The following is a 20104-nucleotide window of genomic DNA, read 5'->3' as shown; positions in this document are numbered from 1 at the left end:
CCAAAGAAGCTAATAGCACCGAGCACAATCAGCGCCGCCAAAGTCAGCAGAGGCAACCCCTTCAGGAAACCGCGCACAGTACCAAGACGACGAATAGAAGCGGGAACCGCGCGCAGAAACTCGCCACCCTTAGCCAGAAGAACACTCTTCACGCTGGGTGCCTGCGCATCAGAAGCAGTCTGCACACCAGAGGCTACAGAGCGAACCGGTGCAGGTGCCTGAACGGAAACTGCGGGGTCAGAAACGGCGGGAGCAGGGGTCGGCTGAGCCACCTGCGCAGGACGGGGTGCATGAGCCGCACGAGAAGAGCGAACAGACTGCGAAGAGGCAGGCACACGAGAACGCCCCTGCGCGGTGTGAACGGGCGCAGTGCGTGCGGGGTGAAGTACCACCAAACCTGCCGGAAGGTGTGCAGAAGTGCCGCGAGAAGCAATAGGTGCTGCAGTAGTCATTGTGGTTCCTTTCTCTCAGCTCGCCCCGGGGTTACCCCGCGGGTCTAGCAATGCCGAGCGATACCCGCTCGGAGGTCCTAGTTGAGTGATAACTATGGAGTGGTGATTGTTAGGCGATAACTAGTGGATAGCTATTCTTTAGTGAGGTCAGAGCGTCGGGTGCACCGGGTAGCCCCGGAGCCCCATCCCCTGCGCTCTCTCTTCGCCAGATGCTCCCTAGATTTACCAGAGGCTTTCTAGAGCATCCGGGGTATATCATGCGAAGAGAGAGGCAGAGGATTCGAATACATTCGAACACTCATTCACTCTCCCCTCCCGAAAGATCCCGAGTCGAATCTTCGAATATTTTTCGAACATTCGCCCGTAAATCCTGAATTTCAGGAGAGATTCAAGAGTATATACGAACTCTTGTTCTAAAGTCTAGCAGAGATGTACTAAAAATTTCTTCGAGTTTCGAAGAAAAAATCTAGAATATTTGTTTGAGTTTTTCGGTGTAGTGTTCTACACTGGTGTCAAGAGACGTTCCACACGCTCCTGATGAGTCCTACTCACAGCAGATTTCTGTACCCGTTACAGCTTGGTTCTGTATCGTGCGCAGGTGCTGCCAGCTGAGTTATATAGGGCGGAGGCGCATACTCGTTGCCTGCGTATCGCTCCGGTATTGCGCCGGTATTGCTCTGGCACGGATAGAATTCCTCCACCCCCTGACGAGATAAGACCCATTTCGGCAGAACCAAAAAAATTTTAGGACACCATCAGGAAACGTGTGAAGCACCCATCCGTGCCCCGACCGGACTGCGGCTCAGACAGACTGCAGAGACCGGAATACAGAAATCGGGGCACAGACCGAAGGAAAAGAAATGGCAACAGCACCCCGTCCGGCGCTGACCGCGCGCCAGCAGAAGATTCTTGACGCGATCCGCACCGAGATTGAACAAAAGGGTTACCCGCCGTCCATGCGCCAGATTGGTGACATGGTGGGTCTTGCGTCCCTGTCCTCGGTCACTCACCAGCTCGGTCGCCTCGAGACCATGGGCTATATTCGCCGCGACCCCAAGCTCCCCCGCGCCATTGAGGTGCTGGATGAGAATGGTGTCGGCATGCACGGTAGTTCTTCCTCATCCCTGCCCGAGCTGCCGAACTTCGAAGTCGGCGATGAAGACCTCGTACCCGTTCCCCTGGTTGGACGAATTGCGGCGGGTGGTCCCATTACCGCCGAGCAGTCCGTGGAGGATGTGCTCGCCCTGCCCCGCCAGCTGGTCGGTAGCGGCAAGCTCTTCATGCTCAAGGTCAAGGGCGATTCCATGATTGACGCCGCAATCTGCGACGGCGACTGGGTGGTTGTCCGCGAGCAACACACCGCAGATAACGGCGATATCGTTGCTGCTTTGCTCGACGATGAAGCAACCGTGAAGGTGTTCCGTCAGGTTGACGGCCACACCTGGCTCATGCCGCGCAACTCCAACTACGAGCCGATTATGGGCGACCGTGCAACCGTCATGGGTAAGGTCGTCTCCGTGCTACGTAGTCTCTAGAAAATCACAGTCTCCAGAAAATACAGTCTCTAAACAGCAACGGTCTTTAAAAGACATAACCGTGAGGGCTTTTAGCTCGATATAGAAATCACCCCGGTGGTACGTGAACGTTCACGTACCACCGGGGTGATTTATGGTGATTTATATACTTCCAAAGCGGAGGGGCGGCCAAAGCGGAGGGGCGGCACTGCCAGGAGCGGCACTACACCAGACAAGAATCCCGCCCGAGCTAACGCTCAATACTCGCCGAAAGACGAGCCAGCGCACCAATCACAGCTGCCTTATTCTGCGTCGACCACATCGGCGGCATCGCCTTCATCAAGAAACCGCCGTAACGTTTAGTCGCCACACGAGAATCCAGCACAGCCACCACGCCGCGGTCAGACACCGAACGGATCAGGCGACCCGCGCCCTGCGCCATACGAATCGCCGCGTGGTGGGCAGAAACCGCCATGAAGCCGTTACCGCGGTGACGGTTCACTGCCTCCGTATGAGCCTGCGCAATCGGGTCGTCCGGGCGCGGGAACGGAATGCGGTCCATCACCACCAGGCGGCACGAGTCACCGGGAACGTCCACGCCCTGCCACAGGCTCATCGTGCCGAACAGGCAGGAGTCAACGTCCTCGCTGAACTCCTCCACCAGAGCCTTGAGCGAAGACTCACCCTGCAGAAGAATGTTCAGGTCGCTGTGCTCACGCATGTACTCGGCGGCACGCTCGGCGGCACGCTTCGAGGAGAACAGGCCCAGGGCACCGCCCTCGGACGCCTCGCACAGTTCACGCAGACGCTCCAGCTGCCCCTCATGCACACCAAATCCCGGAGGCTTCAAATCCCCGGCAACGTACATGATGCCCTGCTTGCGGTAGTCAAAAGGCGACCCCACGTCGATGCTCGTCCAGCGCGGCGCACCCTCGCCCTGCAGACCCAGGGCACCGGCGGCAACGTCAAAAGAGTCACCCACCGTCAGGGTCGCACTCGTCAAAATCACGGTGCGGTCAGCGAACAGACCGTCACGCAGCTGCAGGCCAACGCTCAACGGAGCGATGTTCAGGGTCGCCGGGTCGGTATCGGAAGCAGCCACATAGCGGCCGTTCTCCCAACCGCCCTGACGAGAAATCCACAGCACGTCCTGCTCACCCGAAGCCTCCAGAATACGGCTACTCATATCGTGCACCTCAGAGACACGCGAGCGCGCCATCTGCAGGCCGGCGTCAACGTCCTGACCGTCCGGTTTTGTATCGGACAGGGCGGTGCGGGCGGCATCATTGACCGCAGAAATAGCGGTCAAAAGGCGCCCATCCAGGCCCTTCAGCAGGCCCTCGGCTAGACCCTCGAAAGCGGTCTCCAGGGTGCCGGCTGCCATTTCCAGTGCGCCGGAATCAGCCTTCGAGTGCTTCTTCACGCTACGTGCCGCACGGCGAACCATTGCAACCGTCAAAGAACCAGACACGGCACCGGTCACGCGGTCCACCAGCTCATGAGCCTCATCAATAATGACCGTCTCGTGCTCGGGTAGAACCTTCATGCCTTCAAAAGCGTTAATCGCCAGCAGGGCGTGGTTCGTGATGATAATGTCAGCCTCAGCGGCACGGCCACGCGCCATCTCGCTAAAGCACTCTTCCACCAGCGGGCAGCGGCGGCCCAGACACTCGGCGGCACTGACCGACACCTGAGCCCAGGCGCGGTCAGAGACACCGGGCTTCAGCTCGTCACGGTCGCCGGTCTCCGTGCGGTCAGCCCACTCGCGCAGGCGCACCACTTCCTCACCCACACGGGAGGTCGAAGAAGGCATATCAAAGAGAGCATCCGGCTCGTCTTCCGGGTAGCCGCCCTCCAGCTTGTGCAGGCAAAGGTAGTTGTTGCGGCCCTTGAGCAGAGCCACCTGCGCCTGCAACTCCGGGCGCGGCTCCAGCGCCTGCAGAAGACGCGGAATATCGCGGTTCACAATCTGCGCCTGCAGGGCAAGGGTCGCGGTCGCAACCACGATCGGCTGGTCCGACTCCCCCACCCGCGCCAGGGCAGGAACCAGGTAGCCCAGGGATTTACCGGTACCGGTGCCAGCCTGCACCAGCAGGTGACGCTGCAGTTCAAGAGCCTGCGCCACATGCGCCACCATGGTGCGCTGACCGGCACGGTTCTGACCGCCAGTGGCGGCAACCGCCTCGTCCAGCAGGGTCAGGGCATCCTTCGCACCGGGCAGGGTCTCAAGCTCCTGCCCGGTGAATCGGGTGCCGTCGGTCGCCGATCCGGGTACGGTTCCCGGGGCGTTTTTGGGCGCGTTGATGCTCTCGGTCACGCTCATACGCCCCTAGTGAGCCTCAACGGTGGAGGGCTGCTCGGAAACAGAAGCGGTCGCTTCAGCCAGGGCGTGCGCCTCCGCAAGTTCCTCTTCCAGAACCTCCAGCAGGTCGCCCTCCAGCACATACTCGGACAGTTCGGAGGCGACATCCTCACGGACCAGAGCCACAACGAAAGTGCCGTCCGAGACGAAATCGGTGCTCTTAATTTCGGCATCCCACTCGTGTAGGCGCGAGATAATCTCACCGTGCGAGTACGGAATCAGCAGCTTCACCTCAATGGAGGGTCGCGGAATGGTGTCCGCAATCTTCTGCTTCAGCTCCTCAATACCCTCACCGGTACGCGCCGAAACAATCACGTGCTCCGGCTCGCGCTGGCGCATACGCTCCAGCACGAACGGGTCGGCGGCATCCGCCTTATTCAGCACAATAATCTCGGGGATATGGCGGGCGTCAACCTCCGCAATGACCTCGCGGACAGCACGAATCTGCCCCTCCGGGTCCGGGTGCGAAGCATCCACCACGTGCAGGATGACGTCAGCGTCCGCGACCTCTTCCAGGGTGGAGCGGAACGCCTCCACCAGCTGGGTCGGCAGCGAACGCACGAAACCCACCGTGTCAGAGAGGGTGTAGCCGATACCGTCCGGGGTCTGAGCCTTACGGACGGTCGGGTCCAGGGTCGCAAACAGGGCGTTCTCCACGAGCACCCCGGCATCGGTCAGACGGTTCAGCAGGGAGGACTTACCCGCGTTCGTGTACCCGGCAATAGCAACCGAAGGCACTCGGTTACGGCGACGGTTCAGACGCTTCGTCTCACGCGCCGGCGCCATCGCAGCAATCTCACGCTTAAGCTTCGCCATGCGAGCGCGCAGGCGGCGGCGGTCCATCTCAATCTTGGTTTCACCGGGACCACGAGAACCGATACCCTCACCGGCTGCGGCACGGCCACCCGCCTGACGGGACAGGGACGCACCCCAACCACGCAGACGCGGCAGCATGTACTCCAGCTGAGCCAGCTCAACCTGCGCCTTGCCCTCGCGGGACTTAGCGTGCTGAGCGAAAATGTCGAGAATCAGGGCGGTGCGGTCAATGACCTTGACCTTCACAATGTCTTCGAGGGCGCGACGCTGAGAGGGGGCAAGTTCGGAGTCGACGATGACGGTGTCGGCGCCGGTCGCCTCCACAATGTCCCTGAGTTCCAGCGCTTTACCGGAGCCGAGGAAGGTGCCGGGGTCCGGCTTGAGGCGGCGCTGAACCAGGCCGTCCAGAACCTCGGAACCTGCGGTTTCAGCCAGTGCCGCGAGCTCACGCAGGGAGTTCTCTGCGTCCTCTACGGTGCCTTCAGTCCACAGACCAGCCAGCACCACGCGCTCCAGGCGCAGCTGGCGGTACTCGACCTCGGTGACGTCTTCAAGTTCGGTGGAGAGGTTCGCGATACGGCGCAGTGCGCGGCGCTCGGCGAGATCTTCCTGGTCACCGTCATATTCGGAATGCTCGCGCTGAACGTCAGAAATTTCGCGCGCGCGAGTGTCCAGCACACGGCGGCTATTGTGGCTGCTGTGGGTGCTGGAAGAATTATCGCTGTGATGCGCGGTACCGGCGGCGTCATACGTCGTGACGGAGGCGGCGGCCTGGGAGCGACCCAGAACGCGGTCTACGGTGCGGCGCAGCTGCTCATCGCTGGGCAGCTTTTCGGTATCAGATACGGGGGTGTTCTTAGAATTCATACGACTCTAATTCTACCGCTGTTGCCCGCATCAGGTAGGGGGTTCGGTCGCCTGTGCGCTCAGGGCGTGCAAGCTACTGCCCCACCTCGCGAATACTCTGCCCGTGTGCGGTCGGTTCTTGCCCTACCGGTACACTGGATAGCATGAGCGAGCAGCATTATTTCTCTGAAACCCCCGAGACCGAATTCAAGCCCCGCCCCGTGCAGGTGGAGCTTGCCGGCCGCAAGGTCACCGTCACTACAGCTAACGGCATTTTCAGCCCCTCCGGTATTGATAAGGGCACCGCTATTTTGCTGCAGGAAGCACCCGACCCGCAGGGTACACGCATGCTCGACATCGGCTGCGGTTGGGGCCCCATCACCCTGACTTTGGCGATGCTCGCGCCGCAGGCGCAGGTGCACGCGGTGGATGTGAACTCCCGATCTATTAGCCTGACCGAACGCAATGCCGCCGCTCTCGGCCTGCCCAACGTCACCGTGGGAACCCCCGAATCGGTTGACCCCGAACTGCGTTTTGACACCATCTGGTCGAACCCGCCGATTCGCGTGGGTAAGGAGGTTCTGCACGAGATTCTGCTGACCTGGCTGCCGCGCCTGGCGCCCGGCGGTGACGCCTACCTGGTGGTTCAGAAGAACCTGGGCTCCGATTCTTTACAGAAGTGGATGGACGCGCAGCTTGAGGATCTGCACCCCGGTGAGTTTGAGGTGTCGCGCTATGCGACCTCGAAGGGCTTCCGTATTCTGCAGGTGCACCGCTACGAGGACTAAAACCTCTGGTGTTAAATCCTCTAGCGCTAAAACTTCTGGCGCTCATTGCTTAAAACATAAAAGCGGCGGGTGTTTTCTGAATGTGTTGTCAGAAAACACCCGCCGCTTTTGTCTATAAAATCTCTGTTCTAAGACTGCTCACTATCGCAGCAGGCTAGCGCAGCAGGGCCGCAGGCTAGCGCAGCACGACGGTCGCAACCATCTGCGCCGGACCAGCCAGAACAACATGCTCCAGGTCGTCCGGACCCAGCACGAAAGTCACCGCAAGGGTACCGCCGGGCACGTGCACCAGCCACTCATCCGGCGCTTCCTCGCCACCCCAGAAACGGGTCGCCGCAGCCGCCGCACACGCGCCGGTACCGCACGAGAGAGTCTCGCCCACGCCTCGTTCGTGCACGCGCATACGGATAGCGCCCACGTGCGCACCGCTCTCAACGTCCAGGTCGACCGGCACCACAAACTCAACGTTCGTACCGTTGACCGGTGCGGGGTTCACCTGAGGCAGGCTGTGCAGGTCCAGGCCGTCCAGCTTACCGTCGGAGCCGAGCATCACCACGGTGTGCGGGTTACCCATCGAAATGGACAGGCCAGCGCGCGGAGTCTTCAGGCCGCGAGCAGACACCAGGCAGTCCTCGCCACCCTCGCGGGCAGCGTCACCGTGAATGAAGCTCCACGGACCCATATCAATCGCGTAGCCCTCTTCGGTGCGCGCCACAGTCTTCACACCGGCACGGGTACCAATCTTGACGGTCTCGCCCACCTCAAGCTCAATCAGGCCCTCAGTGCGCAGGTACTCCACGAACGCGCGCACACCGTTGCCGCACATTTCAGCGATCGAGCCGTCACTGTTGCGGTAGTCCATGAACCAGACAGCGTCCGGGTGCTCCTCGAGCAGCTTCTGACCCGCGCGGGAGGCGGTGCTGCGGGCAGCACGAATGAAGCCGTCCGCGCCAATGCCGAAGTGTCGGTCGCAGGCGCGGGCTACCAGCTCGGGGGTGAGAGCAATTTCTGCGTTCTCGTCCGTCAGAAAGATGAAGTCGTTACCGGTGCCGTGACCCTTGGTGAGGGTCAGGCCTGCCAGCTCGCCCCAGATGGAAGGGTTCTCGCTCATATGCTGTCCTTAAGGTTGGTGACCAGTCCGTTTATGATTTTACCGCGCCAGATGGTGAACCTGGCATTCTTCCTTGGAAATACTTCTGCGGCTCCCGGTTTACGTGATGAGTTCATCAAGATCGCCGAAAGCCGCAGAAATATGCAAGATACTTTACCGGTTTATGAAGATGCCGCTACGGCGTCTGCGGGGCGAGCGCGACGAATACGCAGAAGCTTGCGGTCCTTCAAAGCCAACGCAGGTTTCTCAACATACAGCCAAGACAACCACGCCAGGCCAACAGTAATAACGAAAGTAAGGATGGCGTTCAGAACCCAGCCCAGCGACGCGCTACCAAAAACTACCAGAAGAATCTGCACCGGGAATGCGTAAATGTACACGCCGTAAGAAATATCGTTATGTCGACACATGTCAGTCTTAATCGCAGCGCTGAGAGCCAGGATTCCGTATGCCACAGGTAGGTGCATGTACTGGGCAATACCAGGTGCAAACCATTGCAGAACAAATCCTAGAACCGTGACCACAATAGCCACAGTAGCGTTATAACGAATACGCTTACCCCACATGTAGAGAATGACACCTGCGAAAAAGTAAGGATGCAGGCGAAGAATATGTTCTACAAAACGATTGGGTTCACGCCCCATCAGTTCAAAAATCTGGTGCCCGAAAAATAGCCCAGCATAGATGACAGGAACCAGCCATTTTGCGTTCTTACGAATAAACCCAATGTAGAAAATCGGGATAAGCGCTAGGTAGGCGAGGAATTCAAAACCCAGGGTCCAGGCTGACCCATTCCAGGTGTGGGTGAAAGGGATGCCAATAGGACCACCAAAAAGGGGGTATTGCAGATTAAAAAGGTCAAAATTGCGCGCTATGTATCCGCCTGCGCCCTTAATGGAGAAAGGTTCTGCCGTGTGTCCGGTTGCTACAGCGATGGGTGCACACAGGAAGACAACAAATAGAATGGATACCCAGTAGCCGGGGAAAATTCTTAGGGCACGACGCTTAACATAGCCGGAGATAGTACCCCGTTGCGCGCTATGAGCAATCAGGAATCCTGAGATGCAAAAGAACATGTTCACAGCCCATTCACCCAAAGTGCCAATATGTTCAGGAACAGGAATTCCAAGAATTCCAGCGTTAAAACCAACAAGAGGGGCAGAGTGGGCCACAATAACTAACGAGGCCAATGAAAGGCGAATGAAGTTCAGCGAATTCGTTCCGCCCAGAATGGCGTCGTAAAGGGAACGCGGAGTGGATTCTGCCACGGACAGAGTGGCAGAATTTTTCGTATGTGATGTGAGTGACATATTTCCTCTATAGTTGGAGTGAATATGTCCCTAGAGTAACCTCAATTTCCCAGCTTTGATACGTCTATTCGCTTATTTTTACAAAATTGTAGCCAATGCCTCATCTGCAAGGGTGGGTGAGAGCGCATCCAGCCAGTGCACGCGCGGGTCCGCGCGGAACCAGGTCAGCTGGCGGCGCGCAAACTGGCGGGTCGCAATGGTCGTATCCTCAATCGCCTGCTCCACGCTGTAGTCCGCCTCCTCAAGGGCACGCGCGAACTGTGCGTAACCAATCGCGCGGGAGGCGGTCTTACCCTCCTGCAACCCCTGTTCGCTCAGGGTGCGAATCTCATCGAGCAGACCCTGCTCGTGCATCAGCTCCACGCGGTGGTGCAGACGCTCGTGTAGCAGGGCGCGCTCCATATCCAGACCAATCTGAATACTCTCGGTCACGTACTCGCGCACCGGCATGAACGCCGAGAACGGGCGGCCCGTCACCTCGAACACCTCCAGGGCACGAATAATGCGGCGCTCATCTTTCACGCGCGCAGCCGACTCCGGGTCTACCTCCGCCAGGCGGGCGTGCAGAACACCAATGCCCTCGGTACGTGCCTGCTCCTCCAGACGCTCACGCACCCGCGCATCCGTGTCGGGGAACTCCAACTTATCCAGGGCGGCACGCACATACAGGCCGGAACCACCCACCAGAATCGGGTAGCGCCCACGGGCGCGGATCTGCTCAATCAGCTCACGGCTACGCTCCTGAAACTCCGCCACGGACGCTTCATCTCGCACGTCCATAATGTCCAGCAGGTGGTGCGGAACGCCGCGCATCTCCTCCGCGGTGACCTTAGCGGTACCAATATCCATACCCCGGTAGAACTGCATAGAATCAGCGTTAATGCACTCACCGTTCAGGCGCAGAGCCAGCTCAATGGCGAGCGCGCTCTTACCGGTGCCGGTCGGGCCCACAATAGCGATAACGGGCAGAGTTTCGGAGATAGTCATGCGCCCCATTCTACCGGTTCCCTCACCCCCACTTGCGGTGGCGGTGCGAGCCCGAAGAACAGGGCGCATGATTCGTTATAGGTTTTAGGGGCGCAGACCGATGGTCGGCATGCCCAGACCCACCGGCGCACCGGGCACCTGGGTGGTGCCGGTACCGCACGAGTCAGCCTGGGAGCGGTCCCACGCGTCACCGGCGCGGGTGCGGCGCAGCTGGTACTGCTCGGCGCTCGGGTCAGAAATCAGGTGGAAGGAACCAGCCTCGGTAATGGGCACGGTGACCATGTCGCCGGGGCGCGGAGTCTCACAACCCTCGGGCACCGAGAAGTGCACGAGGCGCTGGTCCGGGCCACGACCGGAGAGGCGGTGCGTCTGCTCAGCCTTACGACCAGCCTCCGCAACAACCATCAGCTCAACGGTCTTACCGAGCTGCTTGCGGTTCTCTTCACCGGCGATGCGGTCCTGCAGGGCAATCAGACGCTCGTAGCGTTCCTGCACGACCTCCTTCGGGATCTGGTTCTCCATGGTCGCCGCCGGGGTGCCGGGGCGGATCGAGTACTGGAAGGTGAACGCGGAGGAGAAACGAGCCTGCTCCACAACCTTCAGGGTGTCCTGGAAGTCCTCCTCGGTCTCGCCGGGGAAGCCCACGATGATGTCGGTGGTAATCACGGCGTTCGGGATGCGCTCGCGCACCTTGTCCAGAATGTTCAGGAACTTCTTGGAACGGTAAGAGCGGCGCATATCCTTGAGCACCTTGTCGGAGCCGGACTGCAGCGGCATGTGCAGCACGGGCATGACGTTCGGGGTCTCCGCCATTGCGTCAATCACGTCGTCGGTGAACATTGCTGGGTGCGGGGAGGTGAAGCGTACACGCTCCAGGCCTTCAATCTCGCCGCAGGCACGCAGCAGCTTGGAGAATGCCTGACGGTCGCCGAACTCCACGCCGTAGGAGTTCACGTTCTGGCCGAGCAGGGTCACCTCAATAGCGCCGTCGTCGACCAGCGCCTGAACCTCAGCGAGAATGTCGCCGGGGCGGCGGTCCTTCTCCTTACCGCGCAGGGACGGCACGATGCAGAAGGTGCAGGTATTGTTACAGCCCACTGAGATGGACACCCAGCCGGAGTACACGTGGTCGCGCTTAGTGGGCAGGGTGGAGGGGAAAACTTCGAGGGATTCGAGCAGTTCGGCCTGCGCCTCGTGGTTGTGGCGGGCACGCTCCAGCAACGCCGGCAAGGAGCCAATGTTGTGGGTACCGAACACGACGTCAACCCAGGGTGCCTTCTCAATGATGGCGTCCTGGTCCTTCTGCGCGAGGCAGCCGCCCACAGCGATCTGCATACCCTTGTGGCTGCGCTTGACCGGCGCGAGCTGGCCGAGGTGGCCGTACAGGCGGTTGGAGGCGTTTTCGCGGACCGCGCAGGTGTTGAAAACAACCAGGTCGGGCTGGGTGCCTTCCTCCGCACGAACGTAGCCGTTAGCCTCCAGCAGGCCGGACATTCGTTCGGAGTCGTGCACGTTCATCTGGCAGCCGAAAGTGCGCACTTCGTAGGTGCGGGGGCTGGTTTCGGGGGTCTGGGCGGAATCGCTGAGGGTCGAAGTCATGCCCTATAGGGTATCCGATGGGGGATAATGGCTCTATGCAGGTTTCCCTTAGTAGTAACTTTCCGGCTCTGTCACCGAACGATTCTTCCGCACCCGCCCCCAACGAGGAGCTTCTGAGCGCCCTCATTGAGGAGGCGATTGCCGTCTACTCCCCCGTGCCGCCTCAGGCGAGCGCTGATTCTGCCTCGATGCGTCAGAATCTGATGCAGTTGCTTAGCTGGGCTCATTCTTTGGAGCAGGTGGCTGCCCGCGCGGTTGAGCGCGTGCAGATTCTGGGCACCGGCATGCGTTCGGTTGTGGTGCGTGTGGCGTATGAGCCTGCAGCCGAGTCAGCTGCGCCTTTGCCGACCTCGATTATTGTGAAGCGTTACCGCCGGAAGGATTCGACGGTGAACGCGGGCGGTTTCGGGTACCTGCGTGAGCGCTACGGTTTGGAGGCGCTGAACCTGCAGGTTCCGGGTCTGTTCCCGCAGCTCTACGGCGCGGATCCTGAGCTGCGTGTGCTGGCACTGGAGGATGTGAGCGCTGGAACCGTTGAGGGCGAGCAGTATTCGGTCACCCACGCCCTGCTGGAGGGCACCGAAGAGCAGGCACTGGATGCGCTGACCTACTACATTGAGGCGTACCATGCCCTTGCCGCCAGCGGCATTATGGGCGAGGCGGTGGAGGATTACCGCCTGAACCTGGCGCGTGCCGATCGCAAGGCGCAGTTCCCGGGCGCTATTGCCTCGCCGGGTTTGGCTGAGCGCGGTTTGAAGAAGCTGTACGGTGTGGCTGATGAGGCGCGCTCCCCCGAGCATGATGCTGACAGCCCGGCTTCCAGCTCTGCCGCGTATGAGGACGCCCCCGTTCTTCCCGCCGCTGTTGAGGAGCTGTCCTTCCGTTTCCGCCGCGTTCTGCAGCCCTTCTTTACCAAGCGCCCGCCGGTGCCCGAGCAGTTCAAGCTCAACCGCGGCAAGGTGTATATGCTCTCTTCGGGCGATTTTTCGCCGCAGAACGTGCTAATCGGTTCTGCGGACGGCGCGCAGGTGCGCATGGTCGATGCGGAGGGCACCTGCCTGCACCACCGCGGTTTCCCCTTCGTTGAGGCGATGCTGGGATTCCCCTCCTCGCCGGAGTACCCGCGCTACCGGGTGGACCGCAAGAAGGCGCTGCCGGCGCTGTACTCTGCGCTGTTCGAGGACGCCCCGCTGGATGAGCACCTGGCGGAGGATTTGGCGGTGTGTGCGGCGGTGACCGTGTGCGCCCTACTGGAGCTGTACTCTTCTTCGGCGCGTTCCGAGTTGTTGCCTCGTATTCGCCGTGAGGGTGCGCAGCTGATGCGCCTGCTCCTGGAGATCGCTGGTTCTCAGGATGCAACCCTCGCCGAGTTCGCGGACCGTCTGGGAGCGGTCGAGTAAACAGCAACGCCAACGGCAAATGCAGCCTTTGACAAGGCGTTTTACAAAGCTCAAAAACCTAAGGGTGAGCCCGCTACAGAGTGTGTCTGTAGCGGGCTCACCCTTTTGTTCTTTAGCCGAGGCTCGTTGGCAGAGAAGACCTGCTCGTTCTCTACCAGAGTTGCAACCTACCAGAGCTCATCCTCCGCACTGTAGGCAGCGAGCTCCTCACGAATCACCGACATCGACACCGAGGAGGAGTATCCGCGGCGAGCCAGCATCCCCAGCAGTCGGCGGGTCACCCTATCCTTTTCGGCACGGTCGCTGAGGTCCATGCCGGGGCGTAGTTTCTTACGCACCAGCTCGGCGGCGTCCTCGCGTTCCTGCTCGTCGGTGCGCTGAGCCAGGGCGTTCTCCGCCTCTTCACCGCGCACCCCGCGTTCAGCGAGCTCGCGGCGTAGCGCGGCACGGGAAAGCTTCTTGGTGCGGCTCTTCTGCGCCACAAACGTTTGGGCGTATTCGGCGTCATCAATGAGTTTTGCCGCCTCGAACTTATCGAGCAGCGGCTCAATGAGCTCCGCGTCAAAGCCTTCTGCCTGCAGCTTCTTACGTAGCTGACCTCGGGTTTTTGCCGAGTACGCCAGCTGGTTGTACACGATGGTTTTAGCGCGAGTGTAGGGGTCGGTTTCTTCCGCGGCGCGGGCGGCACGTACCTTCTGCTTCCAGGAAGGCACGTTGCCCTCCGGCGGTGAGGAGGTATTTCCCCTCTGAGAAGCGCCCGGCCGGGAGCCCCGAGCTCGAGAAGCGCCCTTGGGGGAACCAGCCGAAGCGGCACGGCGCTTTCCGGTACCGACGCCCTGCGCCTCTTCCTCGGCGATGCCGCGGATGAGTGCTTCTTCGGCGGGGGTGAGTTCTTCGTTCAAGCTACTTCCCTCCCTGAATAGGTTGCTCCCCGAGCCGCGACCCGTGGGACTCTTGCGGGTTTCCTCATCGTCACTGCGAGCCCCGAAGGCGGGCGCGTAGGGCGAACGGCTCCGCATTTTCTCTTCCTGCGCCGGGCTCATGCGGCGGAACCCACGCTTGTAGTCGGTGTTCTTGGAGGCACGCGAAGACTTGCGTTTCTTCTGCTTATCCCGCTGAGCTGCTTGCCTCTCAATCTCTTCCTTTTCTTCGGCGGTGAGCCCCGATCCGATGGATGCGGCACCGGCTCGACTCATGCGGCCAGCCGCCATGGGGCGCGGCTCGGCACCGCCGGGGGTAAAGGCACGAACGGGCGCTTCGTCAATGGAGACGGCGGGCAGGTTCGGGTCAACGAGCAGACTCCGGCGCGGAGACTCGCTGTCTTTCCCAGAGTCTTCCGCAGAGCCTCCGGGCACAGATTGCAGGGGCAGCTCGGGTACGCGGAACTCCCCCGCGTAGTCGCCGCCGTTATCGCGGGCGATGCTTTCTTCAACAAAGCCGTGCGCGGCGGGGTGCCAGTCCGGGAACTCCTCAGCGGCTACCGAACCCGCGGCCCTGTTCCGTGTCCATTTCTTAGGTGCGTTTTCTGTGGACGCTGGCTTCTCCGCTATCGCTTCTGTGGGTGTCGCCTCTGCGGCTGTTGCTTCATCCGAGGGTACCCAATATTCCCCCGCGTACTCTGCTTCAGGGTACAAAGGCTCTACCGGATACGGAGGTTCATCCTCGTAAGGAGGTTCGTCCTCATAGGGAGGCTCGTCAGGGTACGGGAGCTCGTCAACAGCAGGAGGCGCCTCCCAGCTGAGGGTAGGCTCCGCCAGGGGCGCGGGTGCCTCAAAATTGAGCGCCTCGAAGCCGCCTACTTCAACCGGCGGGGCGGTGGATTCAAACGAACCAGTAGCTTCAAAAGAAATAACGGGCTCAAAGGAAATAGCGGGTTCAAAGGGAACAGGCGCAGAGAATGCAGAGTCCTGGATGGCTGAGTCTTGGAGAGCTGACCCCGCCAGAGCTGAGGAACCGAAGTGCGGTTCGGTCGCGTCCAGCGCCGCAAAACCGGCGTCGCCGTCACGCGCACTGTTGTGCTCATGCTCTTGATGACCGTGCTGTTCCGTCATGTTCGGTTCCTCCTCTCCCCTGTGTTGTATTGCTTGATGACCCGTGCGCCGGGCTATACGACGCTCCCCCATTGTAACGAGGCGTTATCTCGGCGCCCGCTGTCTCAGCGCCGGCTGGTACTTCATTTGATGCACTTTCAGTTAACGACAGATTGCCGTGCACCGTGCGGAATGCACAGCACACGGCAATTAGTCGTGTCGTTAGCAAGAAGCTACGCGGGCCGGTTTAGAACTCCTCAGCCAGCTCGTCCAGCGGGTCGTTACCCTCGGACTCAGCAGCTGCCTGCTCGTCAGCTTCTTCCTCAATGATGCCCAGCTTCACCAGAACCTTGTACTGCAGTTCCTCGGTGAGCTCGGGGTTGTCCTTGAGCAGCTTACGAACGTTCTCGCGGCCCTGGCCCAGCTGCTCACCGTCGTAGGTGAACCATGCGCCGGACTTCTTGACGATGTCGTTCTCCACCGCCAGGTCCAGGATGCCGCCCTCAACGGAGATGCCTTCACCGTAGAGGATGTCGAACTCAGCCTGCTTGAAGGGCGGAGCCATCTTGTTCTTCACGATCTTGGCGCGGGTGCGGTTACCGATCGGGTTAGCGCCGTCCTTGAGGGTCTCAATGCGGCGGATGTCGATACGGACCGAAGCGTAGAACTTCAGCGCCTTACCACCGGTGGTGGTTTCGGGAGAGCCGAAGAAGACACCAATCTTCTCACGCAGCTGGTTGATGAAGATTGCGGTGGTGCCGGTTGCGGAGAGGCGGCCGGTAATCTTACGCAGAGCCTGGCTCATGAGGCGAGCCTGCAGACCCACGTGGGAGTCACCCATGTCGCCTTCAATTTCGGCGCGGGGTACCAGCGCGGCAACGGAGTCGACGACCACGATATCAACGGCGCCGGAACCAACCAGCATGTCCATGATTTCCAGTGCCTGCTCGCCGGTGTCGGGCTGAGAGACCAGCAGCTGGTCGATGTCCACGCCCAGCTTAGCCGCGTAAATCGGGTCCAGTGCGTGCTCGGCGTCGATGAACGCTGCCACGCCGCCTGCCTTCTGAACGTTCGCCACAGCGTGCAGCGCAACGGTGGTCTTACCGGAGGACTCGGGACCGTAAATCTCGATGACGCGGCCGCGGGGCAGACCGCCAATACCCAGAGCGGCATCCAGAGCGATAGCGCCGGTGGAGATAACCTCGGTCTTGGTGATTTCCTTATCACCCAGGCGCATGACTGCACCCTTGCCGTAGTTCTTGTCGATCTGTGCCATCACGGCTTCAAGTGCCTTGGCGCGACCCTCTTCGGGAACGCGAGCTACGCTCTGAGACTTGGTGTTCTTAGCCACGGTAGTACCTCGTTCTTTGTGTTGTCAGTGGTTGACGGGAGTAATGTTTCTTCGGAATCGGTGGGACTCGTAATCGAGACCTTGAAGGTTTTGGCCTACCGGTTCCTTCTGAGACTACTCTAGGGTCACAGCCTGACAGGATAAGGCCATTTTTTAAAATCTGTGGAAAACTTTGAAAATTTTCCGAAAAATTCCTGATGTGGAAAAGTCTAGCACGAGTCGAACAAAATTACGACCTAGTTTCGAATAAATCGGATAGGGTTTCGGCATATATTTTCGAAAAACCCCGAAATCTAGGCTAATTATTCGAAAATACCGCCCGTGCAGGGGCTAGCACTCGAACAAACGGCAGGCCCCACCTACACGGAAGAAAACGCCAGACTTACCGACTAGCGCAACGGCTCCTTATCGGGACCCAGGCGGCGCTCCTGCGGAATCTCCTGCTCCTCACAGATCGCAAGCCACACATCCTTGGGGTTAACGCCCTGGTCCAGCGCCTCCGCAGCGGTCACATGACCCAGCGAGCCCAGCACCAAGTCACGCGCCAGCACCGGAGCATACCCGGCACCGAACTCATACTCCATGCACGCCCAAAATTCGCTCAGCTTCACAAGCACTCCTTACGCTTCACCGCTAGTTCGCTTCATAATTCGTCACATCGCCCGCATCGCCCGAGAACAAACCCAGGATAAACCAGGAATAAACCGAGAATAAGCGATGCCGCACACCCACCTTACGGGGATGCACGGCATCGCTTCACGTTTTAGCGCGGCATGTGCCGCCTCGCGTTACTTCGAGAGAATGTAGTAATCGCTCTTGTACTGCTCAGACATTTCAGCCGGAACAGTATCCGGAATCTGAACGCCCTCGAGAACCGCCATACGGTCGGCAACCTCACGCAGCATCTGGGACATCGGAATGTCCAGAGCCTGGCAAATCCACGCCAGCAGTTCGGAGGAAGCTTCCTTCTGACCGCGCTCAACTTCGCTCAGGTAACCGAGGGAAACACGGGCACGCTGGGAAACCTCGCGCAGGGTGCGACCCTGACGCTGGCGAACATCGCGAAGAACCTCACCGATTGCCTGTCGCAGGGGAATAACCTTAGCTTCCTCAACGACCGGGGCGACCTGTCGGGGGGTCTCCTCGATTTCCTTCCACTTAGTAATGCCATTAATCGATACGCGCTGCTTAGCCATGAGCTTCTATATCACTTTCCTGAGTAGGTATTCCCGACCTGCGGGACTGTACAGAGTTAAGCCTAACTGATTTTTGGAGCGTGAGCTAGGAGCCCCGCCATTTTCGTCCTCTTCTTACGGCTTGTATCTATTCAAACAGGCGAACCTATGCCTTTATTCCCTTGGAACTGAAAGAACCCTGTGAATATATTTGAACCGTAAAAATTTCTCTCAGGTAGGCACTTTTCTCAGGTTGGCGCTGCACAGACGACTACACAGCCCCGCCCGCCCCGCCCTGCACGCTACGCCAGCTCGTTCTGCAGAACCCCGCCGGCACCGCCACGCACCGCACGCGCCAACAGAGCAATCGCATCCGCGCTCGCCGCCGCACGAATCTGCGCCCGATCCCCCGAGTAGTGGCGTTCAAACACCTCAGAGCCGCCCGGGGAACACACACCAATATAGACCGTGCCCACCGGCTGACCGTCCGCAGGATCAGGACCGGCAACACCCGTGGTCGACACCGCATAATCGGCACCGCACACACGCGCCGCACCGACCGCCATCTGCACCGCCACCGCAGGATGCACCGCACCCTCACGCGCCAGCAGCTGAGCGTCCACGCCCAACACCTGAGCCTTCACCTCGTAGGCGTAGGAAATCACGCCGCCGCGGTAATACGCGGATGCACCCGGCACCGTACAAATCGCGCCGCCCACGTCCCCGCCGGTCAGCGACTCAGCCGTCGCCACCTGCACCGGGCCCTCCTGGGAGGCACGCAACTTCACCGCATCACGGAGCAGTAGCGCCGCCGCCTCCGGGGTACCGGAGAAAACCTCAGCGGAGGAAAGCGCAGTGGAGGAAAGCGCAGTGGACAGAGCATCTTCACGTATGAGGGGAACCATCATTTTCTCCTTTCAGCGGCGAACCGCCGCCCAAAACCTCACGCGGCACACCACGCGCCGCAGGTACAGCGAAGGGGAGCAGCGCGCGCCACTCCCCTCGCCTCTAATAATCGCCGCTCTGGGAGGCCTGAGCCTGCAACCAGTTACGACGCAAAATATACGCATCACGCACATACACCAGGCCGGTCCACACGGTAATCGCGGTGACCGCACCCATCAGAATCCAACCAGGAATCAGCCATGCAAGACCCAGCTGGCCCAGCGGCAGAAGCATCAGCACCAGCGCCACCGTCTGCAGCACAGTCTTAATCTTGCCGCCCTTACTAGCGGCCATCACGCCGTACTTAATGACGAACAGGCGCATGATCGTAATGCCCCACTCGCGCAGCAGAATCACAATCGTGACCCACCACCACAGCTCGCCCAGCGCCGACAGCACAATGAACGCCGCGCCGGTGAGGAACTTATCGGCAATCGGGTCAGCAATCTTACCGAAGCTCGTAATCAGGTTACGCGAGCGCGCCAGGTAGCCGTCCGCCCAGTCCGTGAGCATGGCAAGAATGAAAATAATCCACGCCAGCCAGCGGTGCATCGGATCAGCGGCACCAAAAGTACCGCCCGTCAGCAGGGCAACAACGAAGAAAGGAACCGCAATAATACGCAGAACCGTCAATACATTCGGCACATTCCAGTTTGAAGGCTTCGCTGTGCTGACCGCACCGACGGGTGCGGAATTGCGAGCTTCACTCATAACGGCTCCTTGCGGGTAGATGGCTTTCGACGGTGAGAGACCGCGTACGCACCGACACCTAAACGTATCGGGGATACGCAAACACCCCGTACCGTCCATTATACGTGTGCCGTAGCAGACATCACGGGGACGATGCGGGGTGTATGTCGCACGCTCACTCTGCTGAGTGGGTCAGCTGAGCGGGTCGGCTGAGTGGGCAGGGCGCTGAGGCACTAGCGGCCGGTCAGCTGCCAGGCATCCTCCGAACCCTCATCATCGGGCTCATCGAAATAGTCGGCGACCGGCTCGCCCGGGTCCACCGCATTCGCGTACGGGTCGGCTGCCGGAGGCTCCTCACCGCGAATACGCGCCAGGGTCGCCTGCAGATCATCCGGACGGATCAGCACCTCACGTGCCTTCGAGCCCTCCGAGGGACCCACCACGCCCTGCGACTCCAGCAGGTCCATGATGCGGCCAGCCTTCGCGAAGCCCATGCGCAGCTTACGCTGCAGCATCGAGGTCGAACCGAACTGGGTCGTAATCACAATCTCCGCCGCCTGCAGCAGATCATCGAGGTCATCGCCGATTTCCTCATCAATCTGCTTCTTCGAGGCAGAGACCATCACGTCCTCACGGTAGATGGTCGGCGCCTGCTTCTTCACGTGCTCAACCACGGCGTGAATCTCAGACTCAGACACCCACGCACCCTGAACACGCATCGGCTTCGA

17 protein-coding genes are annotated in these 20104 nt (G+C 60.2%); 3 read left to right on the top strand and 14 right to left on the bottom strand.

Annotation, left to right across the window (positions count from 1 at the left end; genetic code table 11):
• Positions 1–452 (bottom strand): peptidoglycan-binding protein (locus tag Q0216_RS01615; protein WP_298592411.1); only part of this gene is annotated, 452 nt, incomplete at its 3' end.
• A gap of 860 nt (positions 453–1312) precedes the next feature.
• On the opposite strand from Q0216_RS01615, the gene lexA reads away from it, so the two are divergent.
• Positions 1313–1987, top strand: a complete 675-nt coding sequence (lexA, locus tag Q0216_RS01610) for a transcriptional repressor LexA (RefSeq protein ID WP_070737306.1) — start codon at positions 1313–1315, stop codon at positions 1985–1987.
• A 229-nt stretch (positions 1988–2216) separates the two neighbouring features.
• Here the strand turns inward: lexA and Q0216_RS01605 are convergent, their stop codons facing one another.
• Positions 2217–4289, bottom strand: a complete 2073-nt coding sequence (locus Q0216_RS01605; protein ID WP_298592408.1) for an ATP-dependent DNA helicase — start codon at positions 4287–4289, stop codon at positions 2217–2219.
• Positions 4290–4295: 6 nt separating this feature from the next.
• Positions 4296–6011: a GTPase HflX gene (gene hflX / locus Q0216_RS01600; protein ID WP_298592406.1), complete on the bottom strand. Its 1716-nt coding sequence runs from the start codon at positions 6009–6011 to the stop codon at positions 4296–4298.
• 143 nt (positions 6012–6154) lie between these two features.
• Between hflX and Q0216_RS01595 the strand changes: the two genes are divergently transcribed.
• Positions 6155–6778, top strand: coding sequence for a class I SAM-dependent methyltransferase (locus Q0216_RS01595; protein WP_298592404.1), 624 nt, complete (start codon positions 6155–6157; stop codon positions 6776–6778).
• A 175-nt stretch (positions 6779–6953) separates the two neighbouring features.
• On the opposite strand, the gene dapF is transcribed toward Q0216_RS01595, so the two are convergent.
• From dapF to miaB, 4 genes are all read right to left on the bottom strand, one after another.
• On the bottom strand, positions 6954–7889 hold the full coding sequence (dapF, locus tag Q0216_RS01590; protein ID WP_298592402.1) for a diaminopimelate epimerase: 936 nt from the start codon (positions 7887–7889) through the stop codon (positions 6954–6956).
• Between the two features lie 161 nt (positions 7890–8050).
• Positions 8051–9199 (bottom strand): acyltransferase, encoded by a 1149-nt coding sequence (locus Q0216_RS01585; RefSeq protein WP_298592400.1) that lies wholly within the window; start codon positions 9197–9199, stop codon positions 8051–8053.
• A 78-nt stretch (positions 9200–9277) separates the two neighbouring features.
• Positions 9278–10195: a tRNA (adenosine(37)-N6)-dimethylallyltransferase MiaA gene (miaA, locus tag Q0216_RS01580; protein WP_298592398.1), complete on the bottom strand. Its 918-nt coding sequence runs from the start codon at positions 10193–10195 to the stop codon at positions 9278–9280.
• Between the two features lie 75 nt (positions 10196–10270).
• Complete coding sequence (gene miaB, locus Q0216_RS01575) at positions 10271–11785, bottom strand: tRNA (N6-isopentenyl adenosine(37)-C2)-methylthiotransferase MiaB (protein ID WP_298592396.1); 1515 nt, start codon at positions 11783–11785, stop codon at positions 10271–10273.
• 35 nt (positions 11786–11820) lie between these two features.
• On the opposite strand from miaB, the gene Q0216_RS01570 reads away from it, so the two are divergent.
• Positions 11821–13185, top strand: a complete 1365-nt coding sequence (locus tag Q0216_RS01570) for a hemin ABC transporter substrate-binding protein (protein WP_298592394.1) — start codon at positions 11821–11823, stop codon at positions 13183–13185.
• Between the two features lie 167 nt (positions 13186–13352).
• Here Q0216_RS01570 and Q0216_RS01565 read toward each other — a convergent pair whose 3' ends face one another.
• The 7 genes from Q0216_RS01565 to Q0216_RS01535 form a co-directional block, all read right to left on the bottom strand.
• Complete coding sequence (locus Q0216_RS01565) at positions 13353–15236, bottom strand: regulatory protein RecX (RefSeq protein WP_298592393.1); 1884 nt, start codon at positions 15234–15236, stop codon at positions 13353–13355.
• A 226-nt stretch (positions 15237–15462) separates the two neighbouring features.
• Positions 15463–16566, bottom strand: a complete 1104-nt coding sequence (gene recA / locus Q0216_RS01560) for a recombinase RecA (RefSeq protein ID WP_005507111.1) — start codon at positions 16564–16566, stop codon at positions 15463–15465.
• Between the two features lie 389 nt (positions 16567–16955).
• Positions 16956–17177: a DUF3046 domain-containing protein gene (locus Q0216_RS01555; protein WP_005507110.1), complete on the bottom strand. Its 222-nt coding sequence runs from the start codon at positions 17175–17177 to the stop codon at positions 16956–16958.
• Positions 17178–17354: 177 nt separating this feature from the next.
• A complete protein-coding gene (locus Q0216_RS01550; protein WP_298592391.1) occupies positions 17355–17762 on the bottom strand; it encodes a helix-turn-helix domain-containing protein in 408 nt (135 codons plus the stop codon).
• A gap of 281 nt (positions 17763–18043) precedes the next feature.
• Positions 18044–18649 carry a CinA family protein gene (locus tag Q0216_RS01545; protein ID WP_298592390.1) on the bottom strand — a complete coding sequence of 202 codons (606 nt, stop codon included), beginning with the start codon at positions 18647–18649 and terminating at the stop codon, positions 18044–18046.
• Positions 18650–18749: 100 nt separating this feature from the next.
• Positions 18750–19397 (bottom strand): CDP-diacylglycerol--glycerol-3-phosphate 3-phosphatidyltransferase, encoded by a 648-nt coding sequence (gene pgsA / locus Q0216_RS01540; RefSeq protein WP_298592388.1) that lies wholly within the window; start codon positions 19395–19397, stop codon positions 18750–18752.
• A gap of 212 nt (positions 19398–19609) precedes the next feature.
• Positions 19610–20104 (bottom strand): DNA translocase FtsK (locus tag Q0216_RS01535; RefSeq protein ID WP_298592385.1); only part of this gene is annotated, 495 nt, incomplete at its 5' end.

Origin of the sequence: uncultured Rothia sp. (genome assembly GCF_937976295.1) — a bacterium.
Classification (GTDB): Bacteria; Actinomycetota; Actinomycetes; order Actinomycetales; family Micrococcaceae; genus Rothia.
The sequence above is the reverse complement of the archived record's forward strand: the minus strand, read 5'-3'. Positions and strand labels throughout refer to the sequence as shown.